This is a genomic window from Chryseobacterium viscerum, from assembly GCF_002899945.2.
In the GTDB taxonomy this organism is placed as follows: domain Bacteria; phylum Bacteroidota; class Bacteroidia; order Flavobacteriales; family Weeksellaceae; genus Chryseobacterium; species Chryseobacterium viscerum.
The window spans coordinates 1-19,405 of record NZ_PPEG02000008.1; the positions used below are offsets into that span (position 1 = coordinate 1).

At 36.4% G+C, this 19,405-nt stretch carries 16 protein-coding genes; 4 read left to right on the forward strand and 12 right to left on the reverse strand.

The window, feature by feature from the left end:
- The first annotated feature begins 149 nt into the window (after window positions 1-149).
- Window positions 150-938 (forward strand): IS3 family transposase, encoded by a 789-nt coding sequence (locus tag C1634_RS18115; RefSeq protein WP_394337106.1) that lies wholly within the window; start codon window positions 150-152, stop codon window positions 936-938.
- A 257-nt stretch (window positions 939-1,195) separates the two neighbouring features.
- Here C1634_RS18115 and C1634_RS18120 read toward each other — a convergent pair whose 3' ends face one another.
- The 8 genes from C1634_RS18120 to msrB form a co-directional block, all read right to left on the reverse strand.
- On the reverse strand, window positions 1,196-1,687 hold the full coding sequence (locus tag C1634_RS18120; protein WP_109738883.1) for a hypothetical protein: 492 nt from the start codon (window positions 1,685-1,687) through the stop codon (window positions 1,196-1,198).
- The gene (locus C1634_RS18125; protein WP_109738884.1) at window positions 1,687-5,136 is read right to left on the reverse strand and encodes a DUF6443 domain-containing protein; all 3,450 of its coding nucleotides are present in this window, start codon (window positions 5,134-5,136) and stop codon (window positions 1,687-1,689) included. Before C1634_RS18125 ends, C1634_RS18120 begins: the two co-directional genes overlap by 1 nt.
- A gap of 4 nt (window positions 5,137-5,140) precedes the next feature.
- On the reverse strand, window positions 5,141-8,554 hold the full coding sequence (locus tag C1634_RS18130) for a hypothetical protein (protein WP_123921508.1): 3,414 nt from the start codon (window positions 8,552-8,554) through the stop codon (window positions 5,141-5,143).
- Window positions 8,555-8,560: 6 nt separating this feature from the next.
- Complete coding sequence (locus C1634_RS18135) at window positions 8,561-10,180, reverse strand: T9SS type A sorting domain-containing protein (protein WP_109739007.1); 1,620 nt, start codon at window positions 10,178-10,180, stop codon at window positions 8,561-8,563.
- Window positions 10,181-10,660: 480 nt separating this feature from the next.
- A complete protein-coding gene (locus tag C1634_RS18140; protein ID WP_103233458.1) occupies window positions 10,661-11,473 on the reverse strand; it encodes a ferritin-like domain-containing protein in 813 nt (270 codons plus the stop codon).
- Window positions 11,474-11,497: 24 nt separating this feature from the next.
- Complete coding sequence (locus tag C1634_RS18145) at window positions 11,498-12,208, reverse strand: ferritin-like domain-containing protein (protein ID WP_103233457.1); 711 nt, start codon at window positions 12,206-12,208, stop codon at window positions 11,498-11,500.
- Between the two features lie 82 nt (window positions 12,209-12,290).
- Window positions 12,291-12,860, reverse strand: a complete 570-nt coding sequence (locus tag C1634_RS18150; RefSeq protein ID WP_103233456.1) for a fasciclin domain-containing protein — start codon at window positions 12,858-12,860, stop codon at window positions 12,291-12,293.
- Between the two features lie 119 nt (window positions 12,861-12,979).
- Window positions 12,980-13,495 carry a peptide-methionine (R)-S-oxide reductase MsrB gene (gene msrB, locus C1634_RS18155; protein ID WP_103233455.1) on the reverse strand — a complete coding sequence of 172 codons (516 nt, stop codon included), beginning with the start codon at window positions 13,493-13,495 and terminating at the stop codon, window positions 12,980-12,982.
- A 90-nt stretch (window positions 13,496-13,585) separates the two neighbouring features.
- Here msrB and C1634_RS18160 point away from each other — a divergent pair, with 90 nt between their 5' ends.
- Both C1634_RS18160 and C1634_RS18165 read left to right on the forward strand, forming a co-directional pair.
- Window positions 13,586-14,155 (forward strand): RNA polymerase sigma factor, encoded by a 570-nt coding sequence (locus C1634_RS18160; protein WP_228410106.1) that lies wholly within the window; start codon window positions 13,586-13,588, stop codon window positions 14,153-14,155.
- 1 nt (window position 14,156) lies between these two features.
- Window positions 14,157-14,981 carry an anti-sigma factor gene (locus C1634_RS18165; RefSeq protein ID WP_103233454.1) on the forward strand — a complete coding sequence of 275 codons (825 nt, stop codon included), beginning with the start codon at window positions 14,157-14,159 and terminating at the stop codon, window positions 14,979-14,981.
- 281 nt (window positions 14,982-15,262) lie between these two features.
- Here C1634_RS18165 and C1634_RS18175 read toward each other — a convergent pair whose 3' ends face one another.
- From C1634_RS18175 to C1634_RS18185, 3 genes are all read right to left on the reverse strand, one after another.
- Window positions 15,263-16,660: an alkaline phosphatase gene (locus tag C1634_RS18175; RefSeq protein WP_103233452.1), complete on the reverse strand. Its 1,398-nt coding sequence runs from the start codon at window positions 16,658-16,660 to the stop codon at window positions 15,263-15,265.
- A 78-nt stretch (window positions 16,661-16,738) separates the two neighbouring features.
- On the reverse strand, window positions 16,739-17,941 hold the full coding sequence (locus tag C1634_RS18180; RefSeq protein ID WP_109738886.1) for a GTP-binding protein: 1,203 nt from the start codon (window positions 17,939-17,941) through the stop codon (window positions 16,739-16,741).
- A 5-nt stretch (window positions 17,942-17,946) separates the two neighbouring features.
- Window positions 17,947-18,285: a MerC domain-containing protein gene (locus C1634_RS18185; RefSeq protein WP_103233450.1), complete on the reverse strand. Its 339-nt coding sequence runs from the start codon at window positions 18,283-18,285 to the stop codon at window positions 17,947-17,949.
- 87 nt (window positions 18,286-18,372) lie between these two features.
- Between C1634_RS18185 and C1634_RS18190 the strand changes: the two genes are divergently transcribed.
- The gene (locus tag C1634_RS18190) at window positions 18,373-18,762 is read left to right on the forward strand and encodes a Fur family transcriptional regulator (RefSeq protein WP_034697950.1); all 390 of its coding nucleotides are present in this window, start codon (window positions 18,373-18,375) and stop codon (window positions 18,760-18,762) included.
- Window positions 18,763-18,829: 67 nt separating this feature from the next.
- Here the strand turns inward: C1634_RS18190 and C1634_RS18195 are convergent, their stop codons facing one another.
- Window positions 18,830-19,315: a hypothetical protein gene (locus C1634_RS18195; RefSeq protein WP_109738887.1), complete on the reverse strand. Its 486-nt coding sequence runs from the start codon at window positions 19,313-19,315 to the stop codon at window positions 18,830-18,832.
- Window positions 19,316-19,405 lie beyond the last annotated feature (90 nt).

A 19,405-nucleotide genomic window follows, 5' to 3' on the forward strand; every position in this document is an offset into this window, starting at 1 on the left:
TGAAAGAAAAAAACAGGAAGGAAAACATTCCCTCCTGATTATAAATAATGTGAAATGCAAAATTATAAGCCGAGCATTTGCTGTAATATTCCGTAATACACCATTTGTAAATACTTATAAATTTGTAGCTTAAATTTTAAACTTTTTATTTGCTTTTTGTCATAGAATGCGCCAGCGGGGGGGATGAGAAGGTATTGGCAATGGTATTGTCAATTCGTAAAAAGATGCCTAAAATAGGAACCCGAAAACTTTATTTCTTACTTAAAAATGATTTCGAAAAGGAAAACCTTCGTATAGGAAGAGATCAGCTATTTAAGATTTTAAGGGCAAATTATCTTTTAATACCCAGAAGGCACAGTTACTTTAAAACAACAAACTCCAGACATTGGATGAAGAAATACCCCAATATTGTTAAAGAGAAAGAGTTGCAATGTTCAGAAAAAGTCTGGGTTGCAGATATTACTTATCTGAAGACTAAAGATAAAAATTATTATCTTCATTTGATTACCAATGCGTATTCAAAGAAAATTGTAGGATATGAATTGAGTGATAATTTACAAACCAGTTCCACATTAAAAGCATTAAAGCAAGCCATAAATAGCCGGGTATACAGACATTCCTTAATTCATCATTCAGACCGAAGTCTGCAGTATTGCAGTAAAGAATATACAGAAATATTAAAGAAAAGCGACATCCTTATCAGTATGACAGAAAACTCGGATCCTTATGAAAATGCTATAGCAGAGAGAGTAAACGGCATTTTGAAATATGAATTTGGATTGATTGATACTTTTGAAGACTTTAAGAGTCTCTCACAGCAACTTGACCAATCAATTTATTATTACAATAATTTAAGACCTCATTTTTCCCTGAATTATAACATCCCTAGCCAAGTACATATGAAAAACAAAATCAGAATAGGAAAATTCCTACTCTGATTTAAGTATATTTGAAATATTAAACTAGTCAACCTTTTTCAGGACTAGTCAATCTGCGACACGATATAATTGTATGGTAGCAAGGAGGCATTATTTTTTTTTCAATAATGATATTATTATCCATATAATATTAACCAATATAAATAATAAGATAATCCTATATCCTAATATATGGGAAAAACGTCCAATTAGATAGAGAACAATTAAAAAAAATAACACAGCTATTTGTTTTCTAATCATTTTATTTATATTTCAAATTAATTATTACTTATACTAAGATAGTATTCTAAAGAATTTAAGTAATCACTGTTTACGGTTACTATTCTTATTTTGTCATATTCAAATTTTTCCTCTTGGAGATATTCTGCTTTGACACTTAGCATATTAAGAAAAAAAGATTTTTCATTAATATGTTGAATATTTCCTATTATAGAGTAAGAAGAACTTTCTAACGTTAGTTCGACCAATTTCGATTGATTATAATGGTATTTTATAGTATCATAAATCGTATCAAAGGATTTATAACCAATAAAGCTATCGACATTTATTTTATGTTTGAAAATAACCAAGCTAAGTAAATCCTTAGTTTTTTCTATATTTTTTATATATTTTTTATTAATAAAAAATATCCCATCCAACATGTAATCAACTGGATTTGATAAAATTATTAACAATTTCTCATTTTCATATAATTTTACCCCTTTAATTATTTCAGGAAAACGACTAATTTTAATGTTTAATATTTCCATTATTTTCTTCTATATGGCATTTGTTTGGGGTTATCTTTCTTTTCACCTTCCTTATCTCTACTTTTTCTTTCTTGACCTTTTTCATGTGTCCCTTTAGTACTATTTTTTGCACCTTTTTTATGTTCTGCCTCATTTCCCCATTTTAAAGAGCCTCTCCTCTCTATAACGGTTTCTATGTCATCTATTGTTACTGGGTCGTCACTAAGGCTTTCTTTTAGTCGATCATACCAAGCATTATCGCTATACTCTACACCATCTCCCCATATATAGCTATTTCTATCTAAGTCAAATTGACTATTTGAGTCAAGTTCTAATTGTGCTTGATAATCTTCTTCAGAATATTCAGAAGAAGGAATCATTTTCATTACAAAATATCCTCGACGAAACTCTTTTCTATTTTTGGTACTTTCGTTAGCATTAGGATCCTGAACAAACAACCTATTAGGTGTATCATCGCCTGTGTCAACCGTTACTGTTTTTACAGTCTCACCCTTTTTATTTTTAAACAAATACTTATCTTCTCCATCTTCTGCAGAAATAGTATTTTGCATCTTTTCTTGAACAGGGCTAACTTGCATTCCATCAGGATCAGTAAATCTGATTGGGTTATTCACAGTATAACTATAAGGTGAAAACCTACGATATTGTTCCGCCAACGGATCAACTACTCCCCATCTTCCAATATCCGGCATGTAGAATCTTGCTCCATAATCATACATTCCTGTCTCCTGAAGCTCCTTCCCGTTGTACTTATACTGATATACATTCTGCGTTGTCTCTGTATAATTATGTATTAATCCAAAAGGATAATAATTGTTTGTCTCTACAATTTCACCAGGTTTCCAAACATTAAAACATATCGGAGAACTACCATGTCTCGGTCTGTCACAGACTCTTGATAGATATTGCCTTGGTTGTATTATACCATCCTTATTGGTATCAGTATAACTTAATCTTACATTTCCTAAATGGTCTGTAAAATTGTATATATACTGATCCAACAGTGCATCATAATATCCTTCTGTTGTTGGGACAATTCTCAGTATCACCTCAGGGGTTTCATTAGGATCTATTACTCCGTACATTTCTGAAGGTCTGGTAGATTTGTACTGGAATCCATCCAAATAATTCGTTTCTAAATCTCCAAAGAGCTTCTTAACCTTTACTCCATCTGCCCTATAGGTGTATTGGGTGATATTGGTGTTTTGGGTAATCTCTTTAGGTAAATTTAAATAATTATATTGAATTGATGAAATCCCTTTATCAAGATGACTTATCATATTTCCGTTTCCATCTCCGGTATCATTATCATATCCTATTATATTAGGAGTTGATGAGTAAGGATAACCCGATGGGTTCTGCTGCAGCTCAGTAACTTTCACCAACTTGTTCCCTACATAATCATACTTTAGATTATCAATCATTAAAGTAGTATTAGCTCCCGGAAGCAACCCCTCAGTTCTCACAAGATTCAAAATATTTCCATTTACATCATAAGCCAGAAGCTCATTATACTCTTTAGCATAGGGATTCGTATCTTTTTGGTAAAAGCCTGCCGTGAGCCTGTTTAATGGATCATAAGCATATCCATACCTTTTTAAAGGTTCATTATCTTCAGTAAGGGTTTTCCAGGATACTTCAGCAATATTTCCATTGTATTTCGGTTTTACCTTTTGATTAGGATAATCTCCATTAGGAATTTCCAACCCTTCTACTTTGTTATAATTAATCTTATACCCAAACAGATCACTTCCTAAGTTGGCTGGATCATTGATCTGAGTCAGCCACCCTCTGATATTATACTTATAATCTATTTGCTGAAGTGGAGAAGCCGCTGCAATTCCTCCTACCTTTTTAAATTCTAACTGGGAAATTTCATTATACTTGTTTTGAGTCAAGTATTCTACCGGATTGCTGTCAATCTGATGCTTATGAACCAATAATCTGTTCTGATCATCATAATCAAAAGTTTCCGTAATCACTCTTTCCGTATCAGAGTCTAACCGCTTGTGTCTGGTAATGGTTTGTTTTGATAAACCCGCAAAATCAAGCTTGGATTCTGTTCGGGTAAACCCTCCTAAATGATTGATAGAATGGCTTCCAATGGCTTTTCCTTTGTTGTCATAATAAGTATAGTTCTTGGTCCAGTTATCGTCTTCAATATTTTTTACCACGCTCATCAAAGGAAGGCCTTTGGTACTTCTTCCATCAGCAGAAGAGGTATCCGTTAAAACAGTCATATCTGTTGTATTGGCAGGAAGTGCAGGATTGAAATTGTATCCCGGATAGGTGTCATAATAGTTTACAGATAGCAGGCTAACGATAGAGGAACCCTGAGGGTATGCAAAGTCTCTATTTCCATAATATACATCCATTCCCTGGCCGGAAAGACCTACAGTACCCGTTCTGTTAACGTTATTGAATCCAAATGTTTCTGCTTTAGTCTGTTCCTCTGCTCTTGTTCCTCCGGTACTGATTCCTGTATAAGCTACTCTTCCAAGCTCGTCATATTTGGTGAACAGCCATTGTCCTTTTGTATTTAATTCAGCATCCTGAGTTGCCACCAGCTTATCCTGTTTGTCATACACCATAAACTCCCAGCCTTTACCGGGAAGCTTTTTTCCTACCAGTCTATTTCTTCCGTCATAGCGGTATTGATAGGCTAATGCGTCATGCTCAGGTGTTCCCCAACTGGCTAATTGGGACAAAAGCGGAGGAATCACAAAAGCCAACTGATCATATTTATTATAAACGTAATAGGTATCGGCATTTTCTGTAGCGCTGATCACTTTCCTGACCAATACAACCTGACCTCTGCTGTTTTTAAACTCAATCGTTTTATTTTCATCTTCATCAGCCACCGTATTTTTATACAGCTGAAAGTCTCCATAGATTCCATCATTACTGATGGTTGATGTGGTAATTCCGTTGGCAAGGGTTGTGGGAGCTCCAAATTTCCTTACTTTATCACCTGTAGTATTAACGTCATAGCCAAATTTTACAGGTTTTGTATTCCAGTCATTACCCACTTGCTTCTGCTCCAGAACCCTATCTAAAGGGGAGTTTTCAATTATTTTTTCTGTGTAAATCTTTTCCGTACCATACGGAGTACTGCTTACATTACTAAAAGGATCAGAAACAAGGGTTCCATTGGATGTACCACTTTGAGGAATAGGAAGATAGTCTTTTATCTGCCTCCCAAACTGATCATATACAATAGGAACTACTACATCCTTTCCTAGCGGGGATGCTTTTATATTGATTATTTGCTTGGGTCTTCCCAATCCGTCCAGGTACTGAACCGTTTCTGAAGATTTTGTGGCGGAGGCTCCGTTATAATCAAGATACGTTTTGGTCTGAACATAGTTTTCTGTATTGGGAAGCTGGGAAAGCTGGGACTTGGCAGTTCCCATGATAAGGATTCCTATAGGGATTATGATTTTTTTCATCGGTTTAGTTTTTATAATTGTATTTCATTTCCTTCAACACTTTGCCATCCATATTGATCACTTTTTCAAGTCGGCCTGCTGAATCATAGATGTAATTTTCTCTGATTCCGGATGGAGGGGTTATACTGGTTACCCCAATTAATAGGTCGTGGGTATAGGTGATAATTTGAGGAGTTCTTCTTGGAACAGCCTCAATGGCTTTTCTGAAAGTAACCAAATCATTTATTAAAGCAGATTCATTGGCCGGATTGACAGCATCTGCATTGGACGAATTGACGACAGCAGTAATGATGGCTTCAGGAATTTCGCTTAAGGTGATCCCTACGATTTTAGCAATAGGAAGGGTTTTATTATAGCCCCATATAATAACCGTTGAAATACCATCTTTTGTGGCGTATTGCTGAAGATTTCCCTTGGAATCATATTGATCATACGTAACTTCGGTAGAAATAACATTTTGTAAATCAGTAGATACTACAGAGCTTGGAAATAAGTTCAATGGGCTATCATACTTCGTTTCCACATTTGACACCACGACGTTATCCTTTTTGGTGATTGTCTGTAACGGAATCCCTATGATATTGGCGTTGATAAGCCGCTGATCATTTTTCTCATGAGCATAGCTGGAAGTAGTTTCCGAGGTTGTATTATCTGCAAAAGTAGCTTTTTGCTTTATGGGATAATCTCTGGTATTATACGTAATATCTTCAACTGTTTTTAAAGTCTTCCCGTTAAAATATTCTATAGTCTCAGAATGGGTAGGATTTGCTCTTCCTATAATCTCTTCCACCGGAAGAATGCGCATCATGCTGCTAACATTGGTACGGTTATCACAAAATGCATTTAATCCCTGATCTTGTATACAGCCTGCATAATAATTTTCATAGGAGTTAAAATGACCTGCATACAAATACTCTGAGTAAGGTGAACTGATGTAACTTATATTAAGCCCTGTGAGAATTCTTGAATCATAGATCGTATATTCTGTATCTTTTTTATACAGGCTTACATTCGTATTGTCCTTTTTTTCATCCTTTGTCAATAATCCTCTTTTGTAATCGTAGTTATCTACAGGAAGAAATGGAGGTAGCTCAAAATTGATATAGTGTGAATCAGGATTAGGCTTATCAATAGGTGAAGTGTAAGAATATTCTGTTCTACCTTTATCCGTTTCTGAAACCGTTATATTCTGATATCCTACATCAGAACCCTGCGTTTTCTGAACAGGAAGAAAGCTCTGAGAGGAATAGATTGCAAATTCATTGGCATAAGGGTATTGACAGAATCCTATTGACATCCCTCCACAACCCGAAACGAATTTATTACTATATCCATACTGATAAGTCAATAAAGGTTTGGGAAACACCAGAGCACCACTGCTCTTTCCTGAATCCGCAAATTTGTGATAAGAAAAGGTAACTTTCTTTTGAGCAGTGGCATCATTTGGATTGTCATAATAACTGATCGCATTAATTCTTATACCCCCTCCGTTAAGCCATTGCTTTTGTACAGGATTTTTGGTCTTAAATGAATAATTAACGAGAGCAGTTCCCTGATCATTTGAATTCGTCCATGTAAATTTAATTCTATAAAAATATCCGCCTTCTAAGTTGATTTCTGAATTTGTCCCAATTAAACCATATGACTGTACCAACTCATGATTCAGGTTTAATTTTTCTAAGAATAAAAACCCGATGTTATCGGCATTGCTTAAAATTTCACCGCTTTCCAGCACCAATATTTTATTCTGAAGAATCTTTCCTAAACTGTAAGTAGCAGAATCAAAAAAAGTACTCTGTAATGTAACATTATTCACATCACTATACGTCCAGTTTTCAATATTATCATCAAAATTGGTAATAGGTGCTCCCAAATGATCAGATGAATACGTATTGGTTCTAAAATCGAAAGTCCTTAGACCTCCTGAAGGGAGCTTCATGCTTTTGAGGATATTCACATTGATACAATCCGGTGAAACGTATTTTGCCAAAAGAGGATTAGCATTAGGACGAGGACAGTTAAACCACCCCCATGAATCTATTCCCAGCTTACGATCCTGTGGATTGGATGTATAATCCAATACATAATCATATTCTTTATTGGAAGAAGAATCCAACTTTGTTACTTTGGAGAGTGATAACGTTTTGTTAGGTACATTTACTCCTGCTAGATTATAAGTAAAATAGCTGTAAGATAACTGGTGTGTTTCCAATAGCTTTCCGGATGCATCAAAAACTTTAACCTTATCTAGCTTTTGCAGCTGCTGAGGCAGACCATAGTTTGAATCTTCTCTTCCTTGTAGATAAGTAAAATTAATTTTCCCTTTTCCCGGTATTTCTATTTCTTTTAAACTTCGAACAAATGTATTGTTTGTTATCGTGTTCGTTTCGGAAGAAGCCGGCATCTGGCTATCGAAAGTCGTTGCTACAGGCAAAGTGTTTACATCTTCACTTGCCAACTTATTTCTACTTATATTGGAATGATCAGTATATTGGATTTCAGAAGGAGGATAATACTCCAGCTTTACCAATTCTGTATTGGATGTATTTGCAATTTTACTTAGGTGAAAAGCCGTAGTACTTTCACCAGAATCTTTTAAATTGGTTTGATACGAATCATAATATCCTATTTTATTAGATATACTTGATCTTTGAGTTCTCTCTAATACATCAAAAGTAAAACTATTTCCATATTCATCAAGAATTACAAAAGATGCCACTTCTAATGCGTTATTAGGGTTAGTAGAACCTATGGCAATTTTTAGATTATTTTTATCTAACTTTTTAACATATAAATTATTGTCAGAAGATTTTTTAATGATAAATCGACCGGTATAACCCATAAAATTGTATTGATAAAGGTCGTACTCCGTATCATATCGGCTAAAAAATAAGGCATCAAATAAAAGTCTTTTATACTGATCCGTATGATATACCCCACCTACAGCTAATTCATCCAGATATTTTCTTGTATAATTGGTGTGGGCTCCTGCATAGTTATATTCATCATAAAGAATTCCTACCCTTTGTTCAACGCCTTCAAAATTACGGTCATCCGCACTTCCTCTTATGGTTTTGGTGATGGTTCCTCCCGCAAAAAGACTCCATCCTAATCCTTCTTCTCCGGATTTTTCAAGAGGTTTTGCATTAAGAGGGTGATAATTTAAGGAAACATTCATAGCAATTTTAGAATCACTTGTTGGAATGCCTGCAAGTGGGATCTTAATATCCGGGATTCCTGTATAGTAGCTTACAGGAACTTCTTCAAATTTCATTAAACTATTGGCAGTGGGAGCAGCCGGATAAATTTGTTTGATATTATCCAGCGGACTGCTTGCTGAAGCTGGATTTGAATTTGTAGTCTGTGATTGTAAATACTGCATGAAAAACAATGGCAGTATTAAATATTTTTTTCTCATTGTGTTTTATTTCTTGATTAATTTGGCATTCGCTGTTTTATTGGTATCCGTTTTTATCGTCACCAGATAAGCTCCCTGAATCAAAGTTTGGGTATTGATCTTAGTCACTCTGTTCTTGGTTTTTATACTTTGCAGCTGTCTTCCGCTCATATCATACAATAGAATATCAGCATCCTTGAAATCAAAGCCGATTTCTACGTAAGCATAATCAGAGACTGGGTTTGGATAGATCTTGATATCGTATTTTTCGATCAACTGGTCAACCTGTTTATCACCCAGTTTTACAATCTTCCAGTTCTCTTTTCCCAATTCTTCTGCACTGGTTCCGGCCAAAACAATCGAACCATCTCTGTTGAGTTTTAAATCGGAAAGTCTTTCTTCTTTCTTTCTGGATTCTCCGATGATATGTTTTCTCCATTGTTCATTGCCATTTTGATCCAAGTACAGCATCCAGAAGGTTTCATCATCGGTTTGTATCCTTCCTTCAGCCTGAGTATAACCTCCCAACAATATTCCTTTTGTAAAGTCTTGATTCTTGGATCTTGCATCCTGACTCTGAATTACACTCATTCCCATCAAAATATCACGGTTCTTGAAGTTGTAGGATTTCTGCCACTGCTCATCACCTCTTTCATTTAAAGATATCAACCATAAGTCTGTGCCTTCTTCAATGCCTACGGTTTTGTTTCCTGATCTTTCTGATCTGGATTCGCCACCAATGATGAAACCATTTGAAGTTAAAGCCAGTGTTCTGATATGATCATCCCCTTTCCCACCAAAGTTCTTTTCCCATTCTACTTTTCCGGTTTTATCGAGCTTTACAATCCAGTAGTCGCCTTCGCCGAAGTTATCCGTGGATTTTGCGATGCGGGATACGGGGTTCGTGGCAGTGGTTTCACTGGTTTTAGTTTCAGATCCCGAAACACGAACCTCGGAACTTCTGGAGTAGATTCCCAATAAAGCCCCACCATCTTTTGTTGGAATCATTTTCTCGACTTCGTCTAAGCCTTTTCCTCCTAAAATTAATTGTGAAAGTTCTTTTCCATCCTTATCCAGTCTCGTGATCAAAACGTCTTTGGAACCGTAACCTCTTGCAGTATTCTGTACATTTCCGGCAACAAAGAATCCTAAATCGGTCGATTGAATCACAGCTCTAGATTCTTCATCAGAAGAACTTCCCAACGTTTTCTGCCATAGTTCATCTCCGAATTCATTGATTCTAATCAACCAGATGTCTGATCCTCCTTTGGAATCCTCTTTTTTATCCAGCCCTTTTCCTGAATAGGAGGTTCCGGCTAAGAGAAATCCACCCTCCTGCGTGGTAACTGTAGCTGATAAATAATCATGATTTTGTCCGGAAAAGTATTTTTCCCAGACTTCATTTCCTTGCTGGTTGAGTTTGACCAAATGGAAATCATAGCCATTGTTTTGTTTGCTTCCTGAAGTCTGCTGCTTATTGCTTTGAATAGAGCTTCCAGTAATAAGATACTGCTGGTCGATGGTTGTGGTGACCTGGCTTAGAAAATCCTGAGTAGAGGATTTGATATCTTTCTGCCATACCACTTCCTGGGCAGAGATGCCCAAGACAGTGCATACAGTAAATGCACCGGTATAGAATTTTTTCATTCCTGTGTTGTTGTTTTCTGAGTTAGTAATTAGTTTATTGAACCCGTGTGAATTTAATAGTTTTTGAAATACGAAAATCAACTTAATGCAGTTTGCTGTAAATCATACTATTAATAATTAAATCTTCTTTATGATGGAGTAAAGTCTGCGTTATTCTGATGTAAAATTATCTCTATACAACGACAGAACTTCTCGTATAAAAATCTCACCAGAACTTTAACCCCAATTACGATATTATATCATATAAAAAGCGATTACAAGTAAACAATAAAACCTTTATTTATTATTCCTCTACCTTTCCAGTATAAAAATAAAAAAGTACCGTATCATCAGATACGGTACTTTAAGTATGAATTCGGGTGAATTGAAGCAGTTGATTATGTGTTTTTTTAAGGCCTGACGAATGATCTTTTTTGAAAAGTCCATTTCCGGGGGCATCTCCGGAAATGGACACACCACTTTACATCATCCAAATCACAACTAAACTATGAACAGGGAAGCGATAGTTTGTGCATCGCTACCGCTTAAAACTTCGTCGTACGCTGCAGAACCTGCTGCTGCACCAAATAAAGTTGATGTATTGTAACCTGCCTGGTTTACATTGTCTTCTCCAGCATAAACCGGATTGGTGGCTGAAGGCATGCTTCCCCCATCGGCAAGCTCAATCCATCCTTTATTAGCTCTCATTCTTCTTACCTGTGAAGCGTGTCTTGCTTCAACGGAATGAATCTGTAAGGCAGCCTGAAGCACTACTTTATTGGACATGACGTTTCCGGCCTGTCCTTTATAAGCTCTTACTCCGGTATCTTCAAAAGCCTGAGCAAGAATAAGAAATTGATTATAACTTGTAAAAGGGGTGAAATTTCCGCCTGCTGTAAAATCGAAAGTAGGTTTATTCCCCGGAGTTGTTCCTAAAGAAGTGAGGGTACTTTTCAGGAAGCTGACATGAGCTGATTCATGTTTTGAGATCTGCATAAAGACAGTTCTGTCACCGTTGGGAATCAATCCCGGTGTAGATAATCCTATGCTGTAATATTCATTTTCAAGGTATTCCAGTACCAATGCCAATTGTAAAGCATCTGTCAGCGTACTTTTTAGCGCAGCACTTGTTAATGTTTTTGTAGTTTCTGCTTTGGCAGGAGTAGCCATCAGCGCTCCCAAACCAAGCGGCACCGCTGCTGTAGCTGCTTTTTTTCCGAATAATGACATATTCGTAATGGTTTCCAGCCTTGAAGCTTCTGTTGTGAAAAACTTATCATAAGAAAGTTTATCCAGTAATCTAAGAATATTCATAATGTGAGTTTTTAAGGTGAATGATTAGTTGATCCCTCTTTCTTTCCAGGTAAAAGGTGTTTTGATAAATGCTCCGGCAGCCATTACAATGTCTTTAGGCTCTTTAGCCAGATCAAGTCCGTTAGCATCAATGACATCATCTCCTGAGAAGTCAGCAGATCCGGGATTGATTAGATTTCTGATTGCAGAAGCATGTCTTGCTTCCACTGAAACTATTTTACCGGCAATGACAAGGTAAGCGGGATTGGTAATGTATTTTCCGGCACCATTATAGGCTGCTACCCCAGTATCTTCTAATGCTTTCGCAGTAGCCAGCACCGAGTTTCGGTCATTAAAATTCACATTAGGATATTGGAATTCCAGCTTAGGAAGCACATGATCTGTAGCTCCGCTTATCGCTGCTTTGAAAAAATCCCTGTGTATCACTTCATGATGATAGAGATCTGTAAAAACTTCTTTTTCAATGCTGGAAATTCCTGTGTAAAAATTATTCACCACTTTCGTATAGAAATCTGCTTCCAGCTGCTCAAGGGCGTAGGCATAATTTAAAACTCCTACATCTCCTGTTCCAAGATCATACTTGGATTCTTCTATAATCTGAAAATCATCATTGTCATCACAGCCTATTAAAGTCAGACCTGCGACAGCCAATCCTACTCCACTTAGTTTTAAAAAGTTTCTTCTGCTGGTATCGAGAGTTACTCCCTGATTAGAAACCTGAATTGGTTTTTTCATAATATTAATTTTTTAGTGTTAGGATAAATAAAAGAAAGAAAAACAGCATATTGAAATATGCTGTTTGAAATCTTACAAATTGTTATGGCATTAAAACTGTATCTATTACATGGATAACCCCATTAGATTGGTTCACATCAGCAATGGTTACTTTTGCGCTGTTTCCTTTGGCATCTTTTATATAAAGATCTTTTCCTTTTGTCCAGAAAGTAAGCTCCTCACCCTGTACTGTTTTCATCATGCTTTTTCCGTTTCCTGCTTTTACAGCAGCCCATATATCTTTAGCACTGTATTTTCCAGACAAAACATGATACGTTAATATGGAAGTAAGCATAGCTTTATTTTCCGGTTTTACAAGGTTTTCAACTGTTCCTTTCGGAAGTTTTGCAAAAGCAGCATCTGTAGGTGCCAACACTGTAAAAGGTCCTGCTCCCTGTAATGTTTCTACTAGACCGGCAGCTTTTACAGCAGCGACAAGAGTTTTATGATCCTTGGAGTTGACAGCATTTTCAATGATATTTTTAGAAGGATACATAGGAGCTCCTCCTACCATTACTGTTTTTTCTTTCATCGTTTGTGCAGTTACCTTTCCGCTGAAAGCAAATGATAAAGCTACCATTGCTAAAACTGTGATTTTTGATTGTGTGTTCATTGTGTGATTATTTTTTAATTAATTATATTTAGTTGTGCTTTTAATGTCATTTACGAGGTTGGTTTTGTTTTAGATTGAAAAAAAGCAAAACTTATTTTAAAGTACTATAAATCAGCGTATTATTTTTTACCAGGAACAAATTCAAGACAGACAGAATTCATACAGAAACGTTTTCCTGTGGGTTTTGGGCCATCATCAAAAACATGTCCGAGATGAGAATCACATCTGCCACACAGAACCTCTGTACGTTCCATATGATAAGAAGTATCTTTTCTGTATTTGACACTGTTTTTACGAATAGGCTGATAAAAAGAAGGCCATCCGCAGGTGGTTGCAAATTTGGAAGTTGAAATAAATAGAGCATTTCCACAGACAGCGCAATAATAAGTGCCTTTTTCATCGAACTCATTATATTTCCCGGTAAAAGCCGTTTCTGTGGCTCCTTCTCTGGCAACCTGATAGAGTTCGGGTTTTAAAATTTTTTTCCATTCACTATTGCTTACTTTCAGCGTATTTTCTGCGGTGCGGGAGTAATAGGGATTTTTAATTTTAAAAAGGTTGCTTTGTGCTTTGTAGGTCCCTAAGGATAGTGTAAAGCAAAAGGCAAGTATGGTTTTTGAAACTAATGTTTTCATATTGACTATTTTTTAATTATTTTCTTAAAATCATGTACGAAATAAAAGTTGATGCGGATTTTTTTGGGAATATGTTTTATTTTATTACATTTGGAAAGAAAAATAAACGCTATTAAAACAACCTATTCTGAAGAAGAACTTATCGTTTTACTAAAAGAAAAAAACGAAAATGGTTTTCATTATCTGTATGACCACTATTCTGGTGCGCTGTACGGGATTATTCTTCGAATCGTTCAGTCTAAAGAATATACAGAAGAAATTATTCAGGATGTTTTTGTTAAAATATGGAACTCTATTCATCAGTACGATGCCTCTAAAGGGAGATTTTATACCTGGATGATCAATATTGCAAGGAATACAGCCATCGATTATTTAAAATCGAAAGCATTCCAGAATGAACTTAAAAACCAATCACTTCCCGATTTCGTATATAATACTGCAGAGCTTTCAACAACCAATAATTCTTCCGATTATATCGGATTCAATAATGTACTTGAAGGCCTTGAAGTAGACAAGCAGGAGCTTATAAATCTTGCTTATTATCAGGGATATACCCAACATGAAATATCCGAAAAACTGAAAATACCGCTGGGAACGGTAAAAACGAAAATGCGTAATGCATTGATGAAATTAAAAGATTTGTTAAAAGATTATCAATAAATTGAACACTAAAGAATACATATCATCCGGAATTATAGAATCTTATATTCTAGGCCATGCTTCTCCTGAGGAAGCAGGGATTTTGGAGTGTGTGATGAAGAATAATGCTGAAGTAAAAACGGCTTTTGAAGAAGCACAAAAAACTTTGGAAAGTCTTGCTACAGCACAGGCTATAACACCTCCAAGAGATTTGAAATCTAAGATTTGGAACAAAATTCAACAGGAACAAATTGTTGAAGAAGTATCTCCTATTCTTTCGGCGGATATTACTGAAGCAAAAGATCAGACAGAAATTAGCACAGACAGGCAGAATATTCAGGGAAATACCCATTGGAAAACCTATGCAATAGCGGCTTCCGTATTGTTCCTTGTGAGTGTTGCCGGAAATTTATTCTGGATGAATACTCAATCTGACAATCAAAAGGAAATGTCTCTGCTGGTTGCAGATCAACAGGCTAAGAATCGGGAAATGCAAAAAATGAATCAGAAGCTTGATATGTTCTCCAATCCTGATATGCAGATGGTGATGCTGAAAGGAGTAGAAAAGCATACGGATGCAAAAGCTATGGTTTTCTGGGATAAAAAAACAAAAGAAGTCTATCTGAATGCAGAAAAGCTTCCTAAAGCTCCTACTGGAATGCAGTATCAGCTTTGGGCTATTGAAGATGGAAAACCGGTAAGTGCAGGAATGTACACTGAGGATAAAGACAGTAGGATTGCTTTGGCCAGTATATCAAAAGCTCAGGCTTTTGCAATTACTCTTGAAAAAGAAGGCGGAAGTACAGTACCTACTATGGAAAATATGTTTGTAATGGGTGGAATTTAATTCCACCCATTTTAATTTGTTATAGATCGCAAGACTGTTCAGAACAACTGCAAAGCAATCAGATAGAAGAATTCAATAACAGTCATACCAACAATCCAAAACGGAATCAGTTTGCCCAGAATCAACTGCCGTTTCTTCATAGGAGTCACATTGATTGGCTCAATGGTTCCTATTTCTCTTTTACATTGGTTAATATAAAATAAAGCAGAGTGAATTTTATTCACTCTGCTTCCTCAACCTGTTAAAAATGTAAAATATGAATATGAAAAATATTGTGTCGTTTATATTGGAGATGCCTTCAGCATCAAATCATGCAAATCTGTATTTTTAATAAAGGGTTGTAAAAGTTCATTTCCAGGACCATAGGCTACTACTTCCACATAATCTCCGGAGTGATCCATACTGATCCATCCTACAGAATTTCTGCTTTTCTGTATTTCTGAATAGAGTTTGAAAGGCAGTTTTTTATAATTATACAACCCAGCATCCTCTTTTTCAAGTCCGTTATAAAAGCTCATCAGATGCCTGGCTTCATCATCATTCAGAATAATTTTATTGCCCTCATAAATCCAGTCTTTAATATCTTTCATCGAATACTCTTTTTGAATCTTGTTCAGAATATATTCATTGGTGTATTGATACTCTGAAATGCTGTTAAAATTCTTGGTTGCATCGTTTCCGTAGATGGTTCCCGGATTGGCATTTCCATGATCTGTTGTGATGATTACCAGAGTATTTCCATCTTTTTCTGCAAAATCCATTACCGCTTTTACGGCTTCATCAAATGCCAGCTGATCATGGATGAGTGCGGCTACATCATTAGCATGCGCAGACCAGTCTACTTTTCCACCTTCTACCTGAAGAACAAAACCATTGGGGTGTTCTTTCATCTGATCGATGGCCGTTTTTGCCATTTCGGCAAGAGTGGGTGTGTTTTTGTATTCCGAAAGATGAGCTCTGTCAATACTATAAGGTAAAGCACCTGCATTAAAAATTCCTAAGAGCTTCTCCCCTTTTTTGATTTCTTTCAAGTCATTTTGTGTCTTCAGAACTCTGTATCCTTTTTTACTGTAGACGGAATAAAGGTCTTTTTTGTCTTCTCTTTTTGCAGGATTAAAGAATTCATCTCCACCTCCTAACAAAACATCCAGTTCAAGTTCGGCATACATTTCTGCTATTTGAGGTTCTGCATTTCTTTTGGCTGAATTTATACAGAAACCTGCAGGAGTGGCATGGGTAATGGTTACAGTAGTCACGCAGCCTACTTTTTTCCCTGCTTTTTTATATTTCTGCCATATGGGAAGGTGCTTTTCGCCATTGGCTCCCATGTTCAGAACTCCGTTTTTAACTCTTATTCCACCACCGAAAGCTGAACTCGCCGCCGCAGAATCTGTGACAATAGAGCTGGCTGAGGCTGTATCCATCAGAGCACGGGTCACTTTTTTCTCCTGATACAGATTCATCCAGTTACTTCCTTTTCCCAAAATATTACGGGAATACAAATCTGCCATAGAGAGGGTCCCGAGACTCATCCCGTCACTTACCATAAAGATGATATTCTTTGCTTTTCCGGCATGCGGTTTTTCAATATTCCTCCCAAAACTCCAGAGATCTGATGGTGATAAGGTCAATAACCCTGAAAGTAATGCTGAACCTTTTAGAAATTTTCTTCTGTCCATATTGCTGTAAAAATAATGCTGTAAGGTATGCTATTTAGATTTTTATCGTAACATTGTTGCATTAATTAAAGGTTAATTTTAAATATTCTCTGGAAAAGGATCTTCAAAATCCTGTTTCTTATCAAACTGCTCTTTTTCCTGATCATTAATAAGGCAGCTTTGAAGGTCGGATAACATTTGATCTTTATCCAGGTTCTGACCAATAAATACAAGTTCATTGATTCTGTCCCCCCAATTTTTATCCCATCTGCTTTCAATGAATTTCTGATTTTCTTCAAAAGAAGAATACTGGACTCTCTGATGCATCGGCATACTGCTCCACCAGACACCTGCCTTTTCCAGACGGAAAGAACCTCCTGCCTGAGAAAAATTCAAGGCATCATCGGGTCTCGACGCCAGCCAAAACAAGCCTTTCGCTCTGATGGCCCCTTCCGGATAATGATGAGTAAGATACTGCCATAGTCTAACAGGATGGAAAGGTTTTTTGTCTCTAAATACAAAAGAACTTATGCCATACTCTTCCGTTTCAGGAGTATGATGTTCAGCCTGTAATTCCTTTTGCCAGCCGGCAGAAGACTGTGCTTTATCAAAATCAAAGAGCTGGGTATTTAAGATCTGTTGTGGATTGATCTTCCCAAATTCCGAATGAAGAATAGCAGCATCAGGATTTAATTTCTTTATAGCAGCTGTTAAAAAGCCAAGTGTTTCAACATTGATAAGATCTGTTTTGTTTAAAATAATAACATTGGCAAACTCTATCTGGTCCGTAAGAAGATTGACAATGGTTCTGTAATCTCCCTCCATATCAGTAAGGTCACGATCTGTCAGAAGTTCATTAGACCCAAAATCTTTCATAAAGTTGAAACAATCAACCACCGTAACCATTGTATCTACATAGCTGAAACGGGAAAGATCAATACCGCTTTCTTCATCGATATAAGTAAAGGTTTGGGCAACCGGAATGGGTTCGCTTATTCCGGTACTTTCGATCAGGAGATAATCAAAACGATTTTCGTGAGCGAGACGTTCTACTTCTACCATCAGGTCTTCGCGAAGTGTACAGCAGATGCATCCGTTGCTCATTTCTACCAGCTTTTCTTCTGTTCTTGAAAGTGTATTTTGATTTTCAATAAGGCGCGCATCAATATTGACCTCACTCATGTCATTCACAATTACAGCTACTTTTAAGCCTTGCTTATTATGAAGGATGTGGTTCAGTAATGTGGTCTTGCCAGCTCCCAAAAAACCGCTGAGTACTGTTACAGGTAATTTCTTAGTCATGTATCTTAATGTTTATGATTTTTAAAATTGATGATATGACCTGCAATTAAACCAGCAGCTCCCACATAAATCAGAGGAATATGAATCTCAAATATCAGATCTGTGAGTACAGAGATGAAAATAAGGCTCACAGATATCCAAAATAAAAATTTCAACCAGCGGCTTTCCATTTTTTTAGTTACCCGGAATACAACCACAGCACCTATACAAAGGAAAGCCAGATCGATGTAAGGGTTATGCGATATTCCCAAAGGAACAATCAGTAATAATGGAAAGATAATACAATGAATCTGGCATAAAACAGCAGCGGAGATTCCTACAGCATCAAGAATTTTTGATTTCATAATAGTATGGGATTAATTTTCTTATCGTAACTTTGTTGCAAAAGTATAGATAAAAATTTAAATAACGCAACTTTGTTGCATTAAAATATGAAACAGGTTAGAAACACCCATGCTAAAACTGAGATTTTAAACCTTATTAATGGTTCAGATATAGCGCTTACCCACTCTGATATTCAGAAAAAATTGGGAGATCTCTGCAATAGAGTAACCATTTACAGAGTATTAGAAAGGCTTGAAAATGAAGGGGCTATACACAAGATCGTCAATATTGACGGAGTGGTGAATTTTGCAAAATGCAGTGGAAAATGTACACATGAGCAGCATTTTCACAATCATGTTCATTTCAATTGTAAGGAATGTCATTCTGTAACCTGCATAGAAAATGCGATTCCGGAAATCAGTTTACCTGAGCATTTTATTGCGCAGGAGTATAACTTCATTATCAGCGGAATTTGCCCAAAATGTGCTGATGCCTAGAGATATAAAAAGTAAAAAGGCAAAAAATCAAAGTTGATGATCTGCCTTTTTACTTTTTAGACTCTTGTTATAAAGAAGAGATGTATACTTCTATTTTGGTACCGTCATAATTGAAAGTGCCGTCAGAATTCTTTTTACCTAATACCCATTTCATATCTACGGGTACAGACCATGCAGATCCTAATGAAAATCCATTAACAGATCTTATTTCATTTCCATTTCCTGTGGTAATTGCTGAATGAAAAAAAGTTTTATCGATAAGTCTGTAGAAACCAATCGCTTTTCCTGCAGGAATAGGTGAATATCCGTCCCATTTTTCTCCTGCCGGATAATTAAATAGAGTTAACCATTTTTGTCCGGCTGATTCTGCCAGTTGAGAAGGACTGATCCTGGCTCCGCGCATATACAAAGCATAGGCAACCACATCATGACATACTCCACTGTTATATTTCGAGATATTCTCTGCTCCTGAGAGAACGGCATGAGCAACGGGTGCTCTTTCGGCAAGGGATAGCTGAGCCTTCCTGGCTCCTTCCGGTGTTATAAATGACATATTGTAATATTTTGTTTGGTAGTGTAAAGATACAGCTTTAAAACTTAATCACGATTGTAGGAAAATTACATCTGTTTATTAAGTTTTGCT

Excerpts from the sequence above, each read along its gene's own strand:
- C1634_RS18120 (WP_109738883.1), bottom strand. The coding sequence starts at position 1,687 with ATGGAAATATTAAACATTAAAATTAGTCGTTTTCCTGAAATAATTAAA.
- C1634_RS18125 (WP_109738884.1), bottom strand. The coding sequence starts at position 5,136 with ATGAAAAAAATCATAATCCCTATAGGAATCCTTATCATGGGAACTGCC.
- C1634_RS18130 (WP_123921508.1), bottom strand. The coding sequence starts at position 8,554 with ATGAGAAAAAAATATTTAATACTGCCATTGTTTTTCATGCAGTATTTA.
- C1634_RS18135 (WP_109739007.1), bottom strand. The coding sequence starts at position 10,180 with ATGAAAAAATTCTATACCGGTGCATTTACTGTATGCACTGTCTTGGGC.
- C1634_RS18140 (WP_103233458.1), bottom strand. The coding sequence starts at position 11,473 with ATGAATATTCTTAGATTACTGGATAAACTTTCTTATGATAAGTTTTTC.
- C1634_RS18145 (WP_103233457.1), bottom strand. The coding sequence starts at position 12,208 with ATGAAAAAACCAATTCAGGTTTCTAATCAGGGAGTAACTCTCGATACC.
- C1634_RS18150 (WP_103233456.1), bottom strand. The coding sequence starts at position 12,860 with ATGAACACACAATCAAAAATCACAGTTTTAGCAATGGTAGCTTTATCA.
- msrB (WP_103233455.1), bottom strand. The coding sequence starts at position 13,495 with ATGAAAACATTAGTTTCAAAAACCATACTTGCCTTTTGCTTTACACTA.
- C1634_RS18175 (WP_103233452.1), bottom strand. The coding sequence starts at position 16,660 with ATGGACAGAAGAAAATTTCTAAAAGGTTCAGCATTACTTTCAGGGTTA.
- C1634_RS18180 (WP_109738886.1), bottom strand. The coding sequence starts at position 17,941 with ATGACTAAGAAATTACCTGTAACAGTACTCAGCGGTTTTTTGGGAGCT.
- C1634_RS18185 (WP_103233450.1), bottom strand. The coding sequence starts at position 18,285 with ATGAAATCAAAAATTCTTGATGCTGTAGGAATCTCCGCTGCTGTTTTA.
- C1634_RS18190 (WP_034697950.1), top strand. The coding sequence starts at position 18,373 with ATGAAACAGGTTAGAAACACCCATGCTAAAACTGAGATTTTAAACCTT.
- C1634_RS18195 (WP_109738887.1), bottom strand. The coding sequence starts at position 19,315 with ATGTCATTTATAACACCGGAAGGAGCCAGGAAGGCTCAGCTATCCCTT.